This is a genomic window from Aeromicrobium sp. Leaf272 (genome assembly GCF_001422865.1).
In the GTDB taxonomy this organism is placed as follows: Bacteria; Actinomycetota; Actinomycetes; order Propionibacteriales; family Nocardioidaceae; genus Aeromicrobium.
In genome coordinates, this window is record NZ_LMMY01000010.1 from 152,215 (window position 1) to 170,436 (window position 18,222).

At 71.3% G+C, this 18,222-nt stretch carries 17 protein-coding genes; 6 read left to right on the forward strand and 11 right to left on the reverse strand.

Annotated elements, in window-relative coordinates; genetic code table 11:
- Window positions 1-10 precede the first annotated feature (10 nt).
- The 3 genes from ASF38_RS06005 to ASF38_RS06015 form a co-directional block, all read right to left on the reverse strand.
- On the reverse strand, window positions 11-1,645 hold the full coding sequence (locus ASF38_RS06005) for a CDP-glycerol glycerophosphotransferase family protein (RefSeq protein WP_056574400.1): 1,635 nt from the start codon (window positions 1,643-1,645) through the stop codon (window positions 11-13).
- The gene (locus ASF38_RS06010; RefSeq protein WP_055968911.1) at window positions 1,639-3,114 is read right to left on the reverse strand and encodes an LCP family protein; all 1,476 of its coding nucleotides are present in this window, start codon (window positions 3,112-3,114) and stop codon (window positions 1,639-1,641) included. The genes ASF38_RS06005 and ASF38_RS06010 overlap by 7 nt, the downstream gene beginning before the upstream one ends.
- Before the next feature lie 87 nt (window positions 3,115-3,201).
- The gene (locus ASF38_RS06015; RefSeq protein ID WP_055968914.1) at window positions 3,202-4,659 is read right to left on the reverse strand and encodes an LCP family protein; all 1,458 of its coding nucleotides are present in this window, start codon (window positions 4,657-4,659) and stop codon (window positions 3,202-3,204) included.
- A 169-nt stretch (window positions 4,660-4,828) separates the two neighbouring features.
- On the opposite strand from ASF38_RS06015, the gene ASF38_RS06020 reads away from it, so the two are divergent.
- Complete coding sequence (locus ASF38_RS06020) at window positions 4,829-5,971, forward strand: LCP family protein (RefSeq protein WP_056574404.1); 1,143 nt, start codon at window positions 4,829-4,831, stop codon at window positions 5,969-5,971.
- Window positions 5,972-6,019: 48 nt separating this feature from the next.
- Here ASF38_RS06020 and ASF38_RS06025 read toward each other — a convergent pair whose 3' ends face one another.
- From ASF38_RS06025 to ASF38_RS06035, 3 genes are all read right to left on the reverse strand, one after another.
- A complete protein-coding gene (locus ASF38_RS06025; protein ID WP_056574407.1) occupies window positions 6,020-6,313 on the reverse strand; it encodes a GNAT family N-acetyltransferase in 294 nt (97 codons plus the stop codon).
- Between the two features lie 780 nt (window positions 6,314-7,093).
- On the reverse strand, window positions 7,094-7,636 hold the full coding sequence (locus ASF38_RS06030) for a flavin reductase family protein (protein ID WP_082480478.1): 543 nt from the start codon (window positions 7,634-7,636) through the stop codon (window positions 7,094-7,096).
- Between the two features lie 65 nt (window positions 7,637-7,701).
- Window positions 7,702-8,853: an acyl-CoA dehydrogenase family protein gene (locus tag ASF38_RS06035; protein ID WP_055970226.1), complete on the reverse strand. Its 1,152-nt coding sequence runs from the start codon at window positions 8,851-8,853 to the stop codon at window positions 7,702-7,704.
- A 123-nt stretch (window positions 8,854-8,976) separates the two neighbouring features.
- On the opposite strand from ASF38_RS06035, the gene ASF38_RS06040 reads away from it, so the two are divergent.
- From ASF38_RS06040 to mqo, 3 genes are all read left to right on the forward strand, one after another.
- A complete protein-coding gene (locus tag ASF38_RS06040) occupies window positions 8,977-9,564 on the forward strand; it encodes a hypothetical protein (RefSeq protein ID WP_056574410.1) in 588 nt (195 codons plus the stop codon).
- A 70-nt stretch (window positions 9,565-9,634) separates the two neighbouring features.
- Entirely contained in the window at window positions 9,635-10,261 is a 627-nt protein-coding gene (locus tag ASF38_RS06045; protein ID WP_055968925.1) for an MSMEG_1061 family FMN-dependent PPOX-type flavoprotein, read from the forward strand.
- A 162-nt stretch (window positions 10,262-10,423) separates the two neighbouring features.
- Window positions 10,424-11,947, forward strand: a complete 1,524-nt coding sequence (gene mqo, locus ASF38_RS06050; protein ID WP_235497451.1) for a malate dehydrogenase (quinone) — start codon at window positions 10,424-10,426, stop codon at window positions 11,945-11,947.
- Window positions 11,948-11,954: 7 nt separating this feature from the next.
- Here the strand turns inward: mqo and purE are convergent, their stop codons facing one another.
- The 5 genes from purE to ASF38_RS06075 form a co-directional block, all read right to left on the reverse strand.
- Window positions 11,955-12,449: a 5-(carboxyamino)imidazole ribonucleotide mutase gene (gene purE, locus ASF38_RS06055; protein WP_055968927.1), complete on the reverse strand. Its 495-nt coding sequence runs from the start codon at window positions 12,447-12,449 to the stop codon at window positions 11,955-11,957.
- A gap of 218 nt (window positions 12,450-12,667) precedes the next feature.
- Complete coding sequence (locus ASF38_RS06060) at window positions 12,668-13,807, reverse strand: 5-(carboxyamino)imidazole ribonucleotide synthase (protein ID WP_200914436.1); 1,140 nt, start codon at window positions 13,805-13,807, stop codon at window positions 12,668-12,670.
- Window positions 13,808-13,851: 44 nt separating this feature from the next.
- Window positions 13,852-14,859, reverse strand: coding sequence for an adenylate/guanylate cyclase domain-containing protein (locus ASF38_RS06065; protein ID WP_055968930.1), 1,008 nt, complete (start codon window positions 14,857-14,859; stop codon window positions 13,852-13,854).
- The gene (locus ASF38_RS06070; RefSeq protein WP_055968933.1) at window positions 14,846-15,352 is read right to left on the reverse strand and encodes a PH domain-containing protein; all 507 of its coding nucleotides are present in this window, start codon (window positions 15,350-15,352) and stop codon (window positions 14,846-14,848) included. Before ASF38_RS06070 ends, ASF38_RS06065 begins: the two co-directional genes overlap by 14 nt.
- A gap of 122 nt (window positions 15,353-15,474) precedes the next feature.
- Window positions 15,475-16,299, reverse strand: coding sequence for a biotin--[acetyl-CoA-carboxylase] ligase (locus ASF38_RS06075; protein WP_056552413.1), 825 nt, complete (start codon window positions 16,297-16,299; stop codon window positions 15,475-15,477).
- A 51-nt stretch (window positions 16,300-16,350) separates the two neighbouring features.
- Between ASF38_RS06075 and ASF38_RS06080 the strand changes: the two genes are divergently transcribed.
- Complete coding sequence (locus tag ASF38_RS06080) at window positions 16,351-17,949, forward strand: acyl-CoA carboxylase subunit beta (RefSeq protein WP_055968939.1); 1,599 nt, start codon at window positions 16,351-16,353, stop codon at window positions 17,947-17,949.
- Window positions 17,949-18,218: an acyl-CoA carboxylase epsilon subunit gene (locus ASF38_RS06085; RefSeq protein WP_082480479.1), complete on the forward strand. Its 270-nt coding sequence runs from the start codon at window positions 17,949-17,951 to the stop codon at window positions 18,216-18,218. The genes ASF38_RS06080 and ASF38_RS06085 overlap by 1 nt, the downstream gene beginning before the upstream one ends.
- Window positions 18,219-18,222 lie beyond the last annotated feature (4 nt).

Genomic DNA, 18,222 nt, shown 5'->3' on the forward strand with positions numbered 1-18,222 from the left:
CGCCCTCCGGTCACGACATCGCCTCGATGGCAGCGACCGCCCGGGCCGCGCTTCCCTGGTCGCCGGCATGGGCGAAGAAGCGGTGCACCGCGGCGTCGGCGGCGGGGTCACGGCGCCCGGCGTCCAGCCGCTCCACCACCGCTGCGACGGCGGCGTCGACGTCGCGCACGACGGTGGCGATGCCGATCTCGTCGACCTCGAACGCGTGCGGGCGCCCGGCCTGCTCGAACGCGGGGTCGACGTGGGCCGCCACCACCGGCAGGCCGAGGAGGGCCGCGTCGAACAACGTCGAGGAGTAGTCGGTGAGGAAGACGGAGGCGCGGCGCAGCACCGCACCGAACTCCTCACGCTCCTGGTCGACCAGTCGCACGTCCGACCGGGCGTCCACCAGGTCGGCGAGCAGCCCCCGCGCCTCGTAGTGGGGCAGGACCTCCAGCACGGCGCCGTGACGCTCGAGCGCAGCAGCCAGCGCGGGGTGCTCGACGACCCCACGGACGAGCTGCGCGTACCCGGACTCCTCCACGCCACGGACGGGGCCACCGCCGCCCTCCCGGTAGGAGGGCACGACCAGGTCGGCCCGCCACGTCGGCGCGAAGAGGACCCGAGGCCCCCCGGCGGCAGGCTCACGGAGGAGCAGGTCGTGGCGAGGCAGCCCGGTGAGCACCGCACGGTCCCCGTACCCGAGCCGTCCGGCGATCCAGTCACGCTCGGCCGCTGCAGACGTGAGCACGAGGTCGTACCCGGCGACCAGCCGCCCGATGACCGGCGCCAGGTCGCGGTAGACGACGCCGTGCTGGAGGAACACCCGGCGTGTGCCGACCCGGGGCCGGACGTGGCGCACGTAGTCGTCGCGTCCCCACGCCTCCGGGATGCCGTAGACGTCGGGGTCGAAGGCGTTGACGAGGTGGCTGGCGTGCCACAGCAGCAACCGGTGCCGCCACGACCCGTGGGCCACCACGCGACCGAGCGGACGCATCCGGGCCCAGCCCGGGGTGCCCCGCTCGACGACGTAGTACGCCCGCAGGTCGCGCCGGTGCCGGCGCAGGTGCGCGAAGAGCGCAGCGCCGTTGTCCTGCGCGGTGTCACGTCGCTCCCCCACCAGCCAGAGCGGGCGGCGGTGCATCCACCCGGTCAGGGCACGGACGACCCGCCAGCCCCAGAGCGGCTCACGCCGGCGCACCGCACGCAGGTCGGAGCGGCGCCTCAGCCGCGCCGCCGCATGCTCCCCACCGTCGAGCAGCTCGACCACGACCGCGTCGCCGTCGGCTCGCACGTCGAGGGCGACGTCGCCGTGGGCCCCGAGGGTGGCGTTCCTGAACAGGGCCCGTGTCGGGCGGAGCCGCAGCACCCGGCCCTCGACGGCCATCTCGGGGCGGACGACGCCGCGCGGCCACGCGGCGAGGGGCACCTCGACGACCAGTGCGGACCAGGGGCCGTACCGAACCCGGCGGTCCGGTCGTTCCACCCATCGCGCCCCGACCCGGACGTCCCCGAGCCGCAGCTCTGCGTCCAGGCCCGGCCGCTCGTCGACGCGGGTGTCCGGCACCCGCAGGTGGGCGTGCAGCGTGACCGTGCCTGCGTCGGCGTCCACGTCGATCGCGTCGACGAAGCCCTTCGAGCCCTCCAGGTCGGCGGCACTCAGCACGCGGCGTCCAGGTCCTCGACGTTGTTCGCCGCGGCCTGGCTCGGGTCCTCCGAGGGATCGGTGGAGGGCGTCTGCGTCGGGTCGCTCGGGTCCGGCGTCGCCGACGACTCGGGCTCGGCCGACGTCTCGCCCTTGTTGGCGTCGCCACCGTGCGTCTCGATGATGGCCTGCTTGATCATGTCCTGGATGAGCGGGTAGTCCGGGGTCACCGTGGAGACGACCGGCGGGACGAGCGAGACCGTGCGGATCTTCGTGTTGCGGGCCTTCAGGGCCATGTCGGCGAACTCGCCGAGCGCCTCCGAGGGCATGTTCGTCGACAGGAGCTCCGCGCCCGACTTGGCGATGTCGGTGGCGTTGAGCAGCACCGTCTGCGGACTCATCTGGTCGAGCATCGCGACCATGAGGCACTTCTGGCGTCCCATGCGCGTGTAGTCGTCGGACTGGATCCGGCTGCGGGCGTACCAGAGCGCCTGGTTGCCGTCGAGGTTCTGGCGTCCGGGCTCGATGTACGTCTGCTTGTAGGCGTCCTCCTTGCCGAACATCGCGAGCCGTGTCTTGACGTCCATCTCGACGCCGCCGACCGCGTCGACCAGGGAGCGGAAGCCCTTGAGGTTGATCATCACGTAGTAGTTGATGGAGAGGTCGGTGACGCCCTCGACGGCGTCGATGGTCGCCTCGAGCCCGGGGTCGGCGGCACCGGGGTAGAGGTCGCTGCGGTTCTCGGCGGCCGTGTGCACGGCGTTGAGCAGGCACTCGGAGCCGCAGTTGTAGCCGAACGGGTACAGCTGGTGCATCGGCGACGACTCGCGGAACGGCACGTTCTGCAGGTTGCGCGGCAGCGAGACCAGGACCGTCTTGCCGCTCGAGGCGTCGATGCTGGCCACCGTCATGGAGTCGGGCCGGATGCCGGTGCGGTCCTTGCCGGAGTCCGAGCCGATGAGCAGGATGTTGTAGCGACCGGCCAGCGGAGGGCTCGTGGTCTCGGCCGAGAACACCTCCTGCACGGCGTCACGGCTCGCCGTGCTCACGCGCGAGGCGTAGACCGCCGAGCCCAGCACACCGACGACCAGGGCGGTGTTGAGCACCACCACGACGCCGGCCCGCGCGGGCGTCAGGCGCAGCGGACGCGCGAGGCGCCAGGCGTCGATGAAGAGGGCGGCCCAGGCCACCGCGAGCACGCCGACGCCGATGCGGAAGACCTGGAGCACGTCGGGGTCGGTGACCAGCCCGATGATGCCGGCGCGGTCACCTCGGTAGGTCCACACGAGGTAGCCCAGCCCGGCGAGCAGCAGCACGTACACCGTGAGAGCGATACGACCGACCCAGCGGTTGCCGACGGCCAGCTGCGCCGATCCCGGTGCCACGGCCGACATGAGGCACAGGCGGAGGGCGCGACGGAACCTCAACCGGGGTGTCAGGTCGTCGACGTCGGGTCCACGGCTGAGCACCTTCGCGCGACGACGTGTCATGGTTCCTCGGTCTCGAAGTGCTGGCGACGCACCATTATCGCTCACCGCGCCAAGCCCTCTCGTCCACGACCCGTGAGCACGGCGTGATCAGCAGGACGAGTCGAGGTCGTCGCTCTGGTTCGCCTTGGTCGGGTCCTTCGCGTCACCCGCCGACGAGGGCACCGACAGGGACGCGGCGAGGATGCCGTCCTTCGCCTGCTTCTTGCCCTCGGCCTTGTCGATCGCCTTGGAGATGAGCGAGCGCACCTTGTCGTAGTCGGGGTTGCCGGTGAAGATCACCGGAGGCACGAGCGAGACCGACGAGATGGGCTGCGCCTTGGCCTTCAGCGCGAGGTCCATGAACACGTTGAGGTCACGGGCCGGGATGTCGGTGTCGAGCAGCGTCTTGCTCGAGTCGGCGATCTTCTCCACGTTCATGAGGACCTTCTTGGGGCTGAGCTCGCGCAGCATCGCCGTCATGACGCACTTCTGGCGGCCCATGCGCGAGAAGTCGTTGTTGAGCACGCGGCTGCGGGAGTACCAGAGCGCCTGGTCGCCCGTGAGCTTCTGGCGTCCGGGCTCGATGTACCCACGGATCGGCGAGCCGATGCCGCCGATCGCCGTGCGCTCCTGGACGTCGATGCTGACACCGCCCACGGCGTCGATCAGGTCGGAGAAGCCCGCCATGTTCACGAGGGCGTAGTAGTTGAGGTCGAGCCCGGTGATGGCCTCGACGGCGTCGATCGTCGCCTGGATGCCGGGAGTGCGGTGCCCGACCTTCTTCACGCCCATCTGGGCCGCGTTGTCGTCGGCCCACGTGTTGACCGCGTTGAGGTAGCAGCCGTCGCAGTCGAACGTGGACGGGAACTCCTTCTTCATGAACGAGTCGGAGGGGAACGGCACGTCCTCGAGGTTGCGCGGCAGGCCGATGAGCACCGTGCGGCCGGTCTCGGCGTCGATGCTGGCGACGTTGAGCGAGTCGGGGCGCATGCCCGAGCGGTCCTTGCCGGAGTCGGTGCCCATGAGCAGGACGTTGTAGCGGCCGTCGACGGGCTTGGAGGTCGTGGAGGCAGCGAACACGGTGTCGAGCACGCCGGTCTGGACGCCCACGAGGTGCGCGCCGAAGAACATGGCGCCGGCGGTGACGAAGCACAGCGCGCCGTTCAGCCCGGCGACCCAGAACCGGTGCCGACGGGCGAGGCGCAGCGGCTGGCCGAGGCGCCAGGCGTCGACGATGAGGACCATCCAGAACAGGGCGCCGCCGATGAGGGCGTACCGGACGGGCGTCAGGATCCGCCCGTCGGTGAGGAGCATGAACAGGCCGGACCGTGAGGTCAGGGCGAGCACGAGCACGAGGGCACCCACCGCGAGGCAGCCGAGCCAGATGCGCAGGGCGATACGGCCGATGCGCTTGTTGCCGGTGACGATCTGGGCCGAGCCGGGCATGACCAGCGTCATGACGGTCAGCGTGAGGGCGCGGCGCAGCTGGATGCGCTCGGAGGCCGCGTGGGCCGCCGCCGGGCCCGTCGAGGGCGAGTGGGGCGAGGTACGGGTGTTCTCGTGCATGTCGTCCTCAGAGGTCGCTGCCGGGGGAAGAGCAGGGCGAGCAGGTCGCGTCGATCGTCACACAAACTCTGTACCCGAGGTCGAGGGCGCGCCGGGACGAGCAGGTTTCTGCGTGGCGCCACCGCGCAGAAGCACCGCCGACGGGTACCGCTCGGATAGGTTCGGACCCATGCCAGAGCAACGCCCCGAGGACAGCTACGGATGGTTGTACGGCTCGGGCGACGACCGCGACGCCGATCGCGACCAGACCCGGCAGCAGCCGCAGCAGACCGTGCGCCGAGACGAGCTGCCGCCCCCCAACCTGCCCCCGCCCGGGTCGAGCCGCCGACCCGCGGCGGAGCCGCCGCGCAGGAAGCGCGGCCGACGCGGGCCCGGGCGCGTCGTGGCTCTGCTGCTGCTGGCCTGGCTCGCCTTCCTGGTCGGCACGCCTCTCTACGCCTACTCGACCGCCTCGAAGATCCCGTTCCAGCCCGAGGCCGAGGGTCCGGGCGACCAGCCCGGGACCACCTTCCTCATCGTCGGCTCGGACAGCCGGGCCGGACTCAGCAAGGAGGAGCAGTCCGAGCTGAGCACGGGCGGGGACGGCGGAGGTCGCGGACGCACCGACACGATCATGCTGCTGCACACCGGCGCCGGTCCGTCGATGCTCATGTCGATCCCCCGTGACTCGATCGTCGACGTGCCGGGCTACGGCTCGACCAAGATCAACGCGGCCTACGCCTACGGAGGCGCTCAGCTGCTGACCCAGACCGTGGAGCAGAACACCGGCATCACGGTCGACGACTACGTGGAGATCGGCTTCGGCGGGCTCGTGAAGGTGGTCGACGCCCTGGGTGGCGTCGAGATCTGCCCGAAGGAGGACATCAAGGACAAGGACTCCGGGCTCGACGTGAAGGCCGGGTGCCAGGAGGCCGACGGTGCGACGGCGCTGGCGTACTCGCGCAACCGCCACAGCTACGCCACGCAGGACATCCAGCGCGTGCAGAGCCAGCGCGAGGTGATCAGCGGCATCGCGAAGAAGGCGGCGTCGCCGTGGACGATCGTGAACCCGGTCCGGTACTGGGGCGTCAACACCGGCGCGGCCAGCGCGGTGCAGATCGGCGAGGGCACCAACCCCTACGACCTGGTCAAGTTCGCCCTCGGTCTGCGCTCGGCCATGGGGTCGGACGGTCTGAGCTGCACCGTCCCCCTGGCCGACTTCTCGGTCCGCTGGGACGCCGAGCGCAGCCAGCAGATGTTCGACCTCGTCAAGGCCGACCGCACCGGGAGCATCGGCGACCTGTGCACGGCCGACGGCCTGCCCAAGGACTGAGCGGCCGAGCCGCCGGCCACCGGGCCGGTCGGCGCGGGTCCCAGCAGGTCAGCGTGGGGCGTTGAACTGCAGGTCCTGGTAGTCCGGGTGGCGCCCGATCCAGGCGAGCACGAACGGGCACGTGACGAGCGCCTTCGCCCCCCGGGCCCGCGTGTGGTCGAGGATGCCGCGTGCCAGGAGGGAGCCGATGCCACGGCCCTCGTTCTCGCGCGGCACCTCGGTGTGGGTGATGACGACCAGCTCGTCGGTGCGCTGGTACTCCACGAAGCCGAGGAGCTCGTCGCCGAGGCGCGCCTCGAACCGGTTCTTGCCGGGCTGGTCCTCGACGGTCAGCTCTGCCATGGGACATCCTCTCGGTCGTGCGCCGCACCAGTTCCGTACGAGTGCCGCACCAGGATCCTGTCACGTCACGGAAGGGCCTCAGTCGGTCCGGGTGGTGCGGGTGGGTCCGCGGGGCGGGGGTCGACTTCCGCTCGCTGCTGCGTCGCTGTGGCCGCGAGTCGGGGTGGTCTCCCAGGGCCTCGACCGGAACGGTGGGTCTCGAATCGGCTGGGTCTGCGGGGCGCGACTGGGCCTTCTCCTGTTGCTGCGTCGCTGTGGCTGCGAGGCCGGTCGGTCTCCGAAAGGGCCTCGACCGCAGCCGGGGGTCTGGGCTCGGTTGGGTCTGCGGGGCCTGGCCACGATTCTCCATCTGCGCGTGATCCACGCACGGTTCTTCCTTCGCGTGGACCGTGCCACACAGAGGAAGAATCTCTGCCCAACCCCACACGCACCGGGGCCCCGGCGGACGCAGGATGCTGCCTTCGCGTGCAGAAGCCCCAACGATGCTGCGTTCACGACGGGATCCGACCGCGAACGCAGCATCCTCGGCCCCTCACGCACGAACGCAGAATCTTGCGTCACCGGGAGCCGCGCTCCGAGTGCTCGACCGAGCCCGGACCCCGCCGCCGGTCGAGGCCCTTTCGGAGAGCAGGTCGACGACGGGCCACAGCAACGCAGCCGCAAGGCACGACCCAGCCGGAGCAGCGAAGCAGCAACCGAAAGCCCACCTCGAGCAACGCACCCGCAGGAGAACACGGAGACCACCCGACCGCGACGCGGCGGCCGAGTGGAACCGCCTCGTCAGCGGTCGCTGATCGCGCCCACCGTCCGGTACGTCCGGTCGTGGTAGACCAAGGGCTCGCCCACGGGACCGAGCTGCACGTCACGGACCTCGGCGACCACGACGACGGACTCCCCCACCGGCACCCGCGCGAGGGGCACGCACCGCAGCGACGCGACCGCCTCGGGAAGCGTGGTGCCGACGTCGTCGGACGCCCAGCCCTGCTCGGGGACGAAGCGCGCGCCGGCCGACCGACCGTAGGCGTCGGCCAGGTCGGCGAGCCCCGAGGGGAGCAGGTGGACGTCGAGCTCCGCCGCCTCGGCGATCGCGCTGCCGGACGTGCTGGACGTCAGGACCGAGAACGAGAGCGCCGGTGGGTGGGTGGACACCGAGGCCACGCTGGAGGCGGTGAGTCCGACCGGACCGTCCGGACCCATCGCCGTGATGATCGCGACGCCGCTGGCGTGGCGTCGGAACGCCGCCTTCAAGAGCTCGGCCACACCGGCGGAACCGTGGCTCGAGATCGCGTCGGCCCCGGTCTCCACGTCCGTGCGCGTGCCCATGCCGTCTCCCTTCGTCGTCCTCACGAGCCTAGAACCTCAAGTCCACTCGAGGTCAAGCGCTCCGCTCAGAGGTCCGACTGGATCCCCGCGAGCAGCTGACGAGCCATGACGATCCGCTGGACCTGGTTCGTGCCCTCGTAGATCTGGGTGATCTTGGCGTCGCGCATCATCCGCTCCACCGGGTAGTCGCGGGTGTACCCGTATCCGCCCAGGAGCTGCACGGCATCGAGGGTGACCTGCATGGCGGTGTCGGAGGCGAAGGCCTTCGCCGCGGCGCCGAAGAACGTGAGGTCCTTGTCGCCGCGCTCGGACCGACCCGCTGCGGCATAGGTGAGCTGGCGCGCGGCCTCGATCTTCATGCCCATGTCGGCGATCATGAACTGCAGTCCCTGGAAGTCACTGATCGGCTTGCCGAACTGCTGGCGCTCCTGGACGTAGCCGAGCGCGTAGTCGAGCGCGCCCTGCGCGACGCCGACCGCCTGCGCCGCGATCGTCACGCGGGTGTGGTCGAGCGTCTGCATGGCGAGGGCGAAGCCCTGGCCGACGTCGCCGATGATGCGGTCCTCGGGGATGCGGACGTCGTCGAGGTAGACCTCGCGCGTGGGCGAGCCCTTGATGCCCAGCTTCTTCTCGGGCGCTCCGAACGAGACGCCCTCGTCGGACTTCTCCACCACGAAGGCCGTGATGCCCTTGCTGCGCTTCTCGGGGTCGGCCTGCGCGAGGACGGTGTAGAACTCCGACTCCCCCGCGTTGCTGATCCAGCGCTTGGTGCCGTTGAGCACCCAGTGGTCACCGTCGCGCACCGCGCGGGTCTTCTGGTTCGCGGCGTCGGACCCGGCGTCGGGCTCGGAGAGGCAGTAGCTGAAGCCCTCGCCGGCAGCGAGGCGCGACAGGTAGTCCTTCTTGATCCGCTCGTCGCCTCCGAGGATGACCGGGAGCGACCCGAGCTTGTTCACGGCCGGGATGAGCGACGCCGAGACGTCGACGCGGGCGATCTCCTCGATGACCAACACGGTGGCCAGTGCGTCGGCACCGGCTCCGCCGTACTCCTCCGGAACGTGGGGGGCGTGGAAGTCCGCCGCCACGAGCGCCTCGTGGGCCTCGCGGGGGTACCGAGCCTCCTCGTCGACCTCGGCGGCGAAGGGCGCGACCTTGGCCTCGGCCACGGCCCGGACCGCCTCGCGGATGGCCTGGTGCTCCTCGGACAACACGAACATGTCGGACACGGTGCGGCTCCAGATGCTTGACGAGATCGAAATACTAGGACGACCTAGCAATAGTACGTCGCCCGCCCGCCACTGACACTGCCGGGACGCGTGGGATCGCCCACACTGTGAGGCGTGATCCAACGATTCGACGGCCACATCGTCGGCCTCGGCACCACCAGCGGCACCCGGGTCGTCGTGGGCATGTGGGACCGGAGCCCGTACGGCCGCTTCGCCGATGCGATGGTCGAGCGCCCCGACGGGCACCGCGTGCTGCTCGCCCCCGACGAGCGCATCGCCGACCTGGTCTCGACCACCTACACCTTCGACGACGTCCGGATCGTCCCCGTGGCGCTCGCCGGATGGGGCATCGACGCCGGCCCGCTGAGCGCCCGCTGGACTCCCGGGACGCGTGCGCCGATCGGCTGGCTGCTGCAGGCCGTCCCGACTCCCCTCGCGCACCGCGAGGCCTGGGCGCGCTTCTGCGACCCGATCGCACGACGCGTGATGCCGGGCGTGCGCACCCACGGCAGCGCCGGTCGGGGACGCACGGAGTGGTACGCCGCCTCCGACGCGTGGGGCGTGGAGTCCGCCTCCGTCGCGTGGGACGGCGAGGACCTCGGCCCGCTGGCGCCCGTGGACCCGCCCGTCCGGTTCGGCTTCGGCTCGGCGCCTCGGACCCCGACCCTCACCCGCGTCACGTCGTTCATCCGCGACCACTGACCCGAGCCGCGACCGCCGACCCGCGGCGGAGCGCCTCGGCTGCGCACCGGTCGGGGGCTAGCGTGTCGCCATGGCCGAGATCCACGACGTCGACGAGCTCCGCGAGGTGCTCGGCACCCCCCTGCCCCGCACCGTCGCGAAGGACCGGGACCGCCTGCACCCGCTCCACGTCGCGTGGCTCGATGCCTCCCCGCTCTGCCTGCTGTCGACGTCGGCAGCCGACGGCTCGTGCGACGTGTCACCCAAGGGCGACCCGGCCGGGTCGCTCGTGCACGTGGTCGACGAGCACACCATCGCCCTGGCCGAGCGGCCGGGCAACCGTCGGGCCGACGGCTACCTCAACGTGCTCACCAACCCCCACGTCGGACTGCTGTTCGTCGTGCCGGGTCGCGGCGACACGCTGCGCGTCAACGGGCGGGCCCGGCTGCTGCGCACCGACCACGCGCCGCCGCCCTACCTCGAGCACCTCGAGGTCAAGGGACACCGACCGGTGCTGGTCTGCGAGGTCGCGGTCGAGCAGGTCTTCTTCCACTGCGCCAAGGCGTTCCTGAGGTCCGAGCTGTGGGAGCCGAGCACGTGGCGGCCGGACTCCGTGCCGTCACGGCCCGAGATCGCCCACGCCCTCGAGCGGCCCGACGAGACGCTCGAGGAGATCGCCGCCTACTACGGCGAGTCCTATCGCGCCGCCCTGTACTGACGGGCCGCAGGGCCCGGCGGCCCCGACGCGAGGAACATCACACGCCTCCTGAGCAAGATCACACCGTTTCGAGTCGCGCTCACCGTGCCTCACGCGGGAGATTTGACGGTGCTGCAGACGTCGACCACGTCGTTGCCCCGGTGAGATCCAGGAGAGTCCGCGTTGAACACGCCCGCATCCCCCGTACGTCAGTCCGCCACACCCACGCGCATCACGACCGACGTGCTGCTCGTCGGCGCCGGCGTCATGAGCGCCACGCTCGGCTCGCTGCTGAAGACCCTGCAGCCCGACTGGTCCGTCACGGTCCTGGAGCGCCTCGAGGCCCCGGCGCTGGAGAGCAGCGACCCCTGGAACAACGCCGGCACCGGCCACTCCGCGCTCTGCGAGCTCAACTACACGCCGCAGCAGCCCGACGGCAGCGTCGACGTGTCGAAGGCGATCACCGTCAACGAGCAGTTCCAGCTGTCGCGCCAGTTCTGGGCGCACGGTGTGGACAACGGCCTGCTCAAGGACCCGTCGACGTTCATCAACCCCGTGCCGCACGTGAGCTTCGTGCGCGGCGCGGAGAACGTGGAGTACCTGCGCAAGCGCCACGACACCCTCGCCGGCCACCCGCTCTTCGCCGGACTCGACTTCATCCACGACCGTGACGAGTTCGCCCGGCGCCTGCCCCTCATGGCCGAGGGGCGCGACGAGCGCGAGGACGTGGCCATCAGCTGGACCGACCACGGCACCGACGTGGACTTCGGCTCCCTGACCGCCCAGATGCTCGGCAACCTCACCGCCCAGGGCGCCGACGTGCGCTACGGCCACGAGGTCAAGAACCTCGGCCGCGACACCGATGGCACCTGGCGCGTCAAGGTCAAGGACCGGACCGAGGACCGCACGGTCACCATCTCCGCCAAGTTCGTGTTCGTGGGCGCAGGCGGCGGCGCGATCCAGCTGCTCCAGAAGTCCGGCATCGAGGAGATCAAGGGCTTCGCCGGGTTCCCCGTGAGCGGGCAGTTCATCCGCTGCCTCGACGACACGGTCACCGAGAAGCACGAGGCGAAGGTCTACGGCATGGCCGCCGTCGGCGCCCCGCCGATGTCGGTGCCGCACCTCGACACCCGCGTGATCGGCGGCAAGCGGTCGCTGTTGTTCGGCCCCTACGCCGGCTGGACGCCCAAGTTCCTCAAGGAGGGCTCGTTCACCGACCTGCCCCTCTCGATCCGTCCGCACAACCTCATGCCGATGGCCGCCATCGGCGTCACCTCGTGGGGGCTCATCAAGTACCTGGTCCTCGAGCTCGCCAAGACCCGCGGCCGCAAGGTCGAGGACCTGCGTGCCTTCGCCCCGCTCGCCGAGGAGGAGGACTGGGAGCTCATCACGGCCGGTCAGCGCGTTCAGGTGGTGCGCAAGAAGGGCCGCTTCGGCGGGTCCCTCGAGTTCGGCACCACTGTCGTGAATGCCGCCGACGGGTCCATCGCCGGCCTGCTGGGCGCCTCGCCGGGCGCCTCCACCGCGGTCTCCGCGATGCTCGACGTGCTGGAGCGCTGCTTCCCCGGGCAGATCGAGGGGTGGCGGCCGCAGCTCAAGGAGATCGTGCCGTCCTACGGCCTGTCGCTCGGCGAGAACCCGTCGCTGTACTCCGACCTCAAGGACTGGACGGACCGCACGCTCGGGCTCACCGGCACCACCGTCTGAGCCCTCCTCAGCGGTCGCGGATCGCCTCGCCCTTGGCGCGGGCGGCGTCGGCCAGCTCGGCCTGGAAGTCCAGCATGCGCCCGGTGAGCACGTCGTCGCCGACGGCGAGGATGCGCACGGCGAGGAGTCCGGCGTTGCGGGCGTTGCCGATCGAGACCGTGGCCACGGGGACGCCCGCGGGCATCTGCACGATCGAGAGCAGCGAGTCCATGCCGTCGAGGTACTTCAGCGGCACCGGCACCCCGATGACGGGCAGGGGCGTGACCGCGGCCAGCATCCCGGGCAGGTGCGCCGCGCCGCCGGCACCGGCGATGATCACCTCGATGCCGCGCGTGTGCGCGTCACGCCCGTAGGCGAGCATCTCGTCGGGCATCCGGTGGGCCGAGACGACGTCGGCCTCGTACGCCACCCCCAGCTCGGCGCACGCCTGCGCCGCTGCCTCCATGACCGGCCAGTCCGAGTCCGACCCCATGACGATGCCCACGCGGGGCGTTGCGCTCATGGCCGCGATCCTAGCGAGGTCCGGCGCCGCCCCTCCCCCCGAGCGGTGAGTTCTCCACCGAGAGGTGCCGGGTGCGGTCGAGCGGTGCGGACTCCACCGCCCCAGCGCTGAGACGGTGGAATCCGCACCGCGCACCGGGTCTCCGCGCATTCGGTGGAGAAGTCACCGCTCAGGGGGGCGGTGCCGGCGGGTGGTGTCGGGAGGGCGACGTGACGTCGTCAGCCGTCCTGGAGGAGGGCGGCCGCGCGACGGGCGTCGGCCAGCACCACGTCGAGGTCGTCGCCGACGACGGTCACGTGGCCGACCTTGCGACCGGGCTTCACGGCCTTGCCGTACAGGTGCACCTTGGCGTGCGGCACGGCGGCCAGGACGACGGCCTCCTGCGCCTCGAGGTCCTGCACCGCGCCACCGAGCACGTTGACCATGACCGACCAGGAGGCGTGCGGCGTCGCCGGGCCGAGGGGCAGGTCCAGGACGGCGCGCAGGTGGTTCTCGAACTGGCTCGTGGCGGCGCCGTCGATGCTCCAGTGACCGGTGTTGTGCGGGCGCATCGCCAGCTCGTTGACGAGCACGCGTCCGTCGCTGGTCTCGAACAGCTCGACGGCGAGCATGCCGGTGACCCCCAGCGCGGTGGCGACGCGCACCGCGACGTCGGTGGCCTCCTGCGCGAGGGCGGGGTCGAGGTCGGGAGCCGGCGCCACGACCTCCTTGCAGATGCCGTCGACCTGCGTCGACTGCACGACCGGGTAGGCGACGACCTCGCCGGAGGGGTTGCGGGCCACCTGGGCACTGAGCTCGCGACGGAAGTCCACCAGCTCCTCGGCGACGAGCTCCTGGCCGTCGGCAGCGGCCAGGACCTCGGCCGCCTCGTCCTCGGACCGGACCACCCAGACACCCTTGCCGTCGTAGCCGCCCCGGGTGGTCTTGAGCACCGCGGGGTAGCCGAAGTCCTCGAGCTCGGCGAGGGCCTCCTCCGCCTCGCTCGGCAGCAGGAGGAAGAGCGGGCACGGCAGGCCGAGCACGCTGAGGCGCACCCGCATCTCGCCCTTGTCCTGTGCGTACAGCAGGGCGTCGGGCCCGGGCCGAGGCAGGTGTCCCTCCGCCTCGAGCGTGCGCAGGTGGGCCGGCGGCACGTGCTCGTGGTCGAACGTCACGACGGGCACGCCGTCGCACACGGCACGCAGGTCGGCGAGGTCGGTGTGGTCGCCCACCAGCTGGTCGGGCACCACCTGTGCGGCCGAGACGTCGGGGCCCTCGGCCAGCAGGCGGATGCGGAGCCCGAGGGCCACGGCGGGCACCTGCATCATGCGGGCGAGCTGGCCGCCACCGACGACGGCCAGGTGCGGGGTCAGCGGCATGGCAGGAGCCTACTGACCCCTCGTCCGCCCTCCGACGTCCCCCGCTACCAGCGCCGCACCGTGCGCGGACGGAACGCCCGCCGGCGGCTGATGGTGATGGGCGAGACGTTGCCGAAGCCGCGCAGCGGCCGTGGGGGCAGCGCGCGCATCTCGAACTCGTCGTCGGTGAGGTGTCCGGCGGTCTCGTCGTCGACGAGCACCCGGTTGCTGCGGGCCACGTGGGAGAGGCGCGCGGCCAGGTTCACGGGCGGGCCGAAGACGTCGCCCAGCCTGCTGATGACCGAGCCGGTGGCCAAGCCGACCCGCACGTCGGGCAGGTCGTCGCGCGAGCCGATGTTGGCCACGAGCTCGAGCGCCGTGAGCGTGGCCTCACGCGGATCGGGGTTCACGAACAGCACGGCGTCGCCGAGGGCCTTGATGACCCGGCCGTCACGCGACGTGACGACGTCGGTGCACCGGGTCTCGAAGTTCTCCACGAGCTCGCCGAGGCGGGCGTCGTCGAGCGTGTTGGTCATGGCGGTGAACCGCGACAGGTCGGCGAAGCCGATGCTCATGGTGGTCGACAGCAGCTCGGCGTCGACGGCCCCGAGCGCCTCGAGGCGGCCGGCCGCGGCGGCCAGGTGACGCCGCCAGGCGTACAGCAGGAGCCGTTCGAAGCCCGGCCCCACGTGCTCGGCGATCGCGACGGCGCTCTCCAGGCGGCTCGCGGCCCGGCCCGACTCGACGTCGGACTCCACCTGGTCGACGATCGTCTGGACCTCCCAGTCGGCCAGCCGCGCCAGCGTCTGGCCGAGCGCCCTGGTCATCCGGAAGATGGTGCGTTCCTCGAGGACGCCCTCCTCGAGCGCCAGCGCAGCGAGTCGCGCGGCGGCCACGTCGTGCTCGCCGTAGGCCGGATCGTCGCCGCTGTCGGCGAAGCCCAGCGAGCGCCAGAGCCGCTCGGCGCGGTCGAGGTCGAGCCCGGCCTTCCCGGCGACCTGCTCACCCGTGAGCTCCATGCCCTCCTGCAGGATCAGGCGGGCGAGCTCGTCACGCAGCTCAGACCGATTCATCGCTCTGGCGGTGCGAGTCGAACACGAGGTTGCTGACGGTGCGGTGGAAGCCCTCGATGCGCGGGATGTCGCGCAGCTCCAGGCCGGCCTCGTCGCTCGCGTTGTGGATGATGAGGGTCCCGCAGCCGAGGATGCGGTCGTTGAGGTTCTTCTCGAACGAGACGTCGTTGATGCGGCTGAGCGGGATGACCCGCCCCTCGCGCGTCAGGATGCCCTTCTGCTCGACGATGCGCTTGTTGGTCAGCGTGTAGGTCCAGAGGAACCAGCGCACGAACGGCAGCACGCTGCCCCACAGGACGAGCACGACGGCGATGCCGATGATCACCCAGCGCACGTACCCGTCCCCGCTGTTGCCGACCTGGGCGGCGAGGAAGCCTCCGGCGAAGGCGACCGCCAACAGGATGACCAGCGGCACGAACAGCACCTTGACGTGCGTCCGGGTCGTCGCGACGGTCTGTTCACCGTCCATCATCAGCTTGCGTGAGAGGGCCATGGGCTGATCCTCCCACGTGGCGCACGGGCCGCGGGTGACGTCTGGGCAAAGGCCTCCGTCGTCGAGCCTCCCGACGACGTGGGTGACCTGGGGACCCGCTGGTCGCACGGGCGGCGGAAGGCTCAGCCGACGGCACGGACGTGGGTCACGTCGCCCGCGCTGATCGCCCGCCCGTCCACGACGAGCCGGCCGAGCGGGTCGATGTCGTGGGCGACGCCGGTCAGCGTGGACCCGTCGGGCAGCTCGACCCGCACGCGCGACCCGAGGGTCACGCTCTGCTCGAGATAGTCGCGCCGCAGGAGCGCCGGGTCACCGGCGCTCGCCAACCACGGCCGGTAGAGCCGCTCGAGGTGGCCCAGCAGGAGCTGGAGGACGACCCCCCGGTCGACGGTGGTGGCCCCCTCGATCGCGAGGGAGGTCGCCGTGGGCACCGGCAGCTCGTCCGGCGTCGACGACACGTTGAGGCCGATCCCCACCACGGCGGCAGGACCGGCGGGCCCGTCGGCACGCTCGAGCAGGATCCCGCTGATCTTGCGGCCCTCGACGAGCACGTCGTTGGGCCACTTCAGCCCGGAGGTCACACCGCAGTCCCGCGCCGTCAGGTCGACCGCGAGGCCCGTCAGCAGCGGCAGCCAGGTCCACTGCGGCAGGGCGACGCCGTCGGGGCGCAGGAGCACCGAGACCATGAGCCCCGCCCCCGGCGGCGTCTCCCACCGCCGGTCGAGCCGCCCCCGGCCGGCGGTCTGGTGCTCGGTCGCGACCACGAGGCCCTCGGGAGCGCCGGCACCCACCGCGGCGACGACGTCGGCGTTGGTGCTCGTGGTGGACGCGGAGACCTCGAGGCCCGTCCACACGCTCCCCTCGAGCAGCAGCACGCGACGCAGCTCGTCGACGTCGAGGGGATCGCGCCCCCCGGGCCCCGGCGTGTCGCGACGGTCGCTGCTCATGCGTCAAGCCTCACACACCACGGCGCGTCGAGGATCGTTACTCTGACCCACGTGAGCGAAGCAGAGGCAGAGATCGAAGAGCGTCCGGAGCTGCACACGACCGCCGGGAAGCTGGACGACTTCCGGCGCCGGCACCACGAGGCGACCGTCGAGGTCGCCGAGCGGGCGGCCGAGAAGCAGCACGCGAAGGGCCGCCAGAGCGCCCGCGAGCGCATCGACCAGCTGTTCGACGAGGGCTCCTTCGTCGAGCTCGACGCACTGGCCCGGCACCGCTCCACCAAGTTCGGGCTCGAGAACAACCGGCCGCTCGGCGACGGCGTCATCACCGGATACGGCACGATCGACGGCCGCCAGGTGTGCGTCTTCAGCCAGGACTTCAGCGTCTTTGGCGGCAGCCTCGGCGAGGTGTACGGCGAGAAGATCACCAAGGTCATGGACCTCGCCATCAAGTCGGGCTGCCCCATCATCGGCATCAACGAGGGCGCCGGCGCCCGCATCCAGGAGGGTGTGGTCTCGCTCGGCCTGTACGGCGAGATCTTCCGCCGCAACGTGCACGCGTCGGGCGTCATCCCCCAGATCTCGCTGATCATGGGCTCGTGCGCCGGCGGCCACGTCTACTCCCCCGCGGTCACCGACTTCACGGTCATGGTCGACGAGAAGTCGAACATGTTCATCACCGGGCCCGACATCATCAAGACGGTCACCGGCGAGGACGTGACCATGGAGGAGCTGGGCGGTGCCCGCACGCACAACACGCGCAGCGGCAACGCCCACTATCTGGCCTCCGACGAGGAGGACGCCCTCGAGTACGTGAAGGCGCTCATCTCGTTCCTGCCGCAGAACAACATGGAGGAGGCGCCGGTCTACGACGAGGGCGTCGACCTGGAGCGCAACGAGACCGACCTGGCGCTCGACACGCTGATCCCGGACTCGGCCAACCAGCCCTACGACATCCGCACCGTGATGGAGTCCGTGCTCGACGACGGCGACTTCCTCGAGGTCCAGCCGCTGTTCGCGCCGAACCTCGTGATCGGCTTCGGCCGGGTCGAGGGTCGCAGCGTCGGCGTGGTGGGCAACCAGCCCATGCAGCTGGCCGGCTGCCTCGACATCGACGCCTCCGAGAAGGCCGCCCGCTTCGTGCGCACCTGCGACGCGTTCAACATCCCCGTGCTCACGTTCGTGGACGTGCCGGGCTTCCTGCCGGGCACCGAGCAGGAGTGGAACGGCATCATCCGCCGCGGCGCCAAGCTCATCTACGCCTACGCCGAGGCCACGGTCCCGCTCGTCACGATCATCACGCGCAAGGCCTACGGCGGCGCGTACGACGTCATGGGCTCCAAGCACCTCGGCGCCGACGTGAACCTGTCGTGGCCCACCGGCCAGATCGCCGTCGTGGGCGCCTCCGGTGCCGTCAACATCCTGTACCGCCGCGAGGTGGCTGCGGCCGACGACCCCGAGGCCAAGCGTGCCGAGCTGATGACCGAGTACGAGGACACGCTCTGCAACCCGTACGTGGCGGCCGAGCGCGGCTACATCGACGGCGTGATCGAGCCGTCGCAGACCCGCGCCGAGGTCACCAAGGCCCTGCGCCTGCTGCGCACCAAGCGCGAGACGCTCCCGCCCAAGAAGCACGGGAACATCCCGCTCTGATGAGCGACGAGACGACGCCTGTGGCCGACGCCGCCGAGCAGACGCCCGCAGCACCGGTCACGCCGGTGCTGCGGGTGGTCCGCGGCGACCTGTCGCCCGAGGAGCTGGCGGCGCTCGTGGCCGTCGTGGCCGCACGCAACGCAGCTGCCGCGAACGCCGCAGCGGGCGCGAAGCCGGCACCGCGCAGCGAGTGGGGACACCCGGTGCGCGCGCACCGCACGCCGCACCGTGTGGGCCCCGACGCCTGGCGTCGCTCCGCCTGGGCCTGAGTCC

Bases quoted from the DNA above. Each gene is read 5' to 3' on its own strand.
- ASF38_RS06010 (WP_055968911.1), bottom strand. From the start codon at position 3,114: ATGACACGTCGTCGCGCGAAGGTGCTCAGCCGTGGACCCGACGTCGAC.
- ASF38_RS06015 (WP_055968914.1), bottom strand. From the start codon at position 4,659: ATGCACGAGAACACCCGTACCTCGCCCCACTCGCCCTCGACGGGCCCG.
- ASF38_RS06020 (WP_056574404.1), top strand. From the start codon at position 4,829: ATGCCAGAGCAACGCCCCGAGGACAGCTACGGATGGTTGTACGGCTCG.
- ASF38_RS06025 (WP_056574407.1), bottom strand. From the start codon at position 6,313: ATGGCAGAGCTGACCGTCGAGGACCAGCCCGGCAAGAACCGGTTCGAG.
- ASF38_RS06030 (WP_082480478.1), bottom strand. From the start codon at position 7,636: ATGGGCACGCGCACGGACGTGGAGACCGGGGCCGACGCGATCTCGAGC.
- ASF38_RS06035 (WP_055970226.1), bottom strand. From the start codon at position 8,853: ATGTTCGTGTTGTCCGAGGAGCACCAGGCCATCCGCGAGGCGGTCCGG.
- ASF38_RS06045 (WP_055968925.1), top strand. From the start codon at position 9,635: ATGGCCGAGATCCACGACGTCGACGAGCTCCGCGAGGTGCTCGGCACC.
- purE (WP_055968927.1), bottom strand. From the start codon at position 12,449: ATGAGCGCAACGCCCCGCGTGGGCATCGTCATGGGGTCGGACTCGGAC.
- ASF38_RS06060 (WP_200914436.1), bottom strand. From the start codon at position 13,807: ATGCCGCTGACCCCGCACCTGGCCGTCGTCGGTGGCGGCCAGCTCGCC.
- ASF38_RS06065 (WP_055968930.1), bottom strand. From the start codon at position 14,859: ATGAATCGGTCTGAGCTGCGTGACGAGCTCGCCCGCCTGATCCTGCAG.
- ASF38_RS06070 (WP_055968933.1), bottom strand. From the start codon at position 15,352: ATGGCCCTCTCACGCAAGCTGATGATGGACGGTGAACAGACCGTCGCG.
- ASF38_RS06075 (WP_056552413.1), bottom strand. From the start codon at position 16,299: ATGAGCAGCGACCGTCGCGACACGCCGGGGCCCGGGGGGCGCGATCCC.
- ASF38_RS06085 (WP_082480479.1), top strand. From the start codon at position 17,949: ATGAGCGACGAGACGACGCCTGTGGCCGACGCCGCCGAGCAGACGCCC.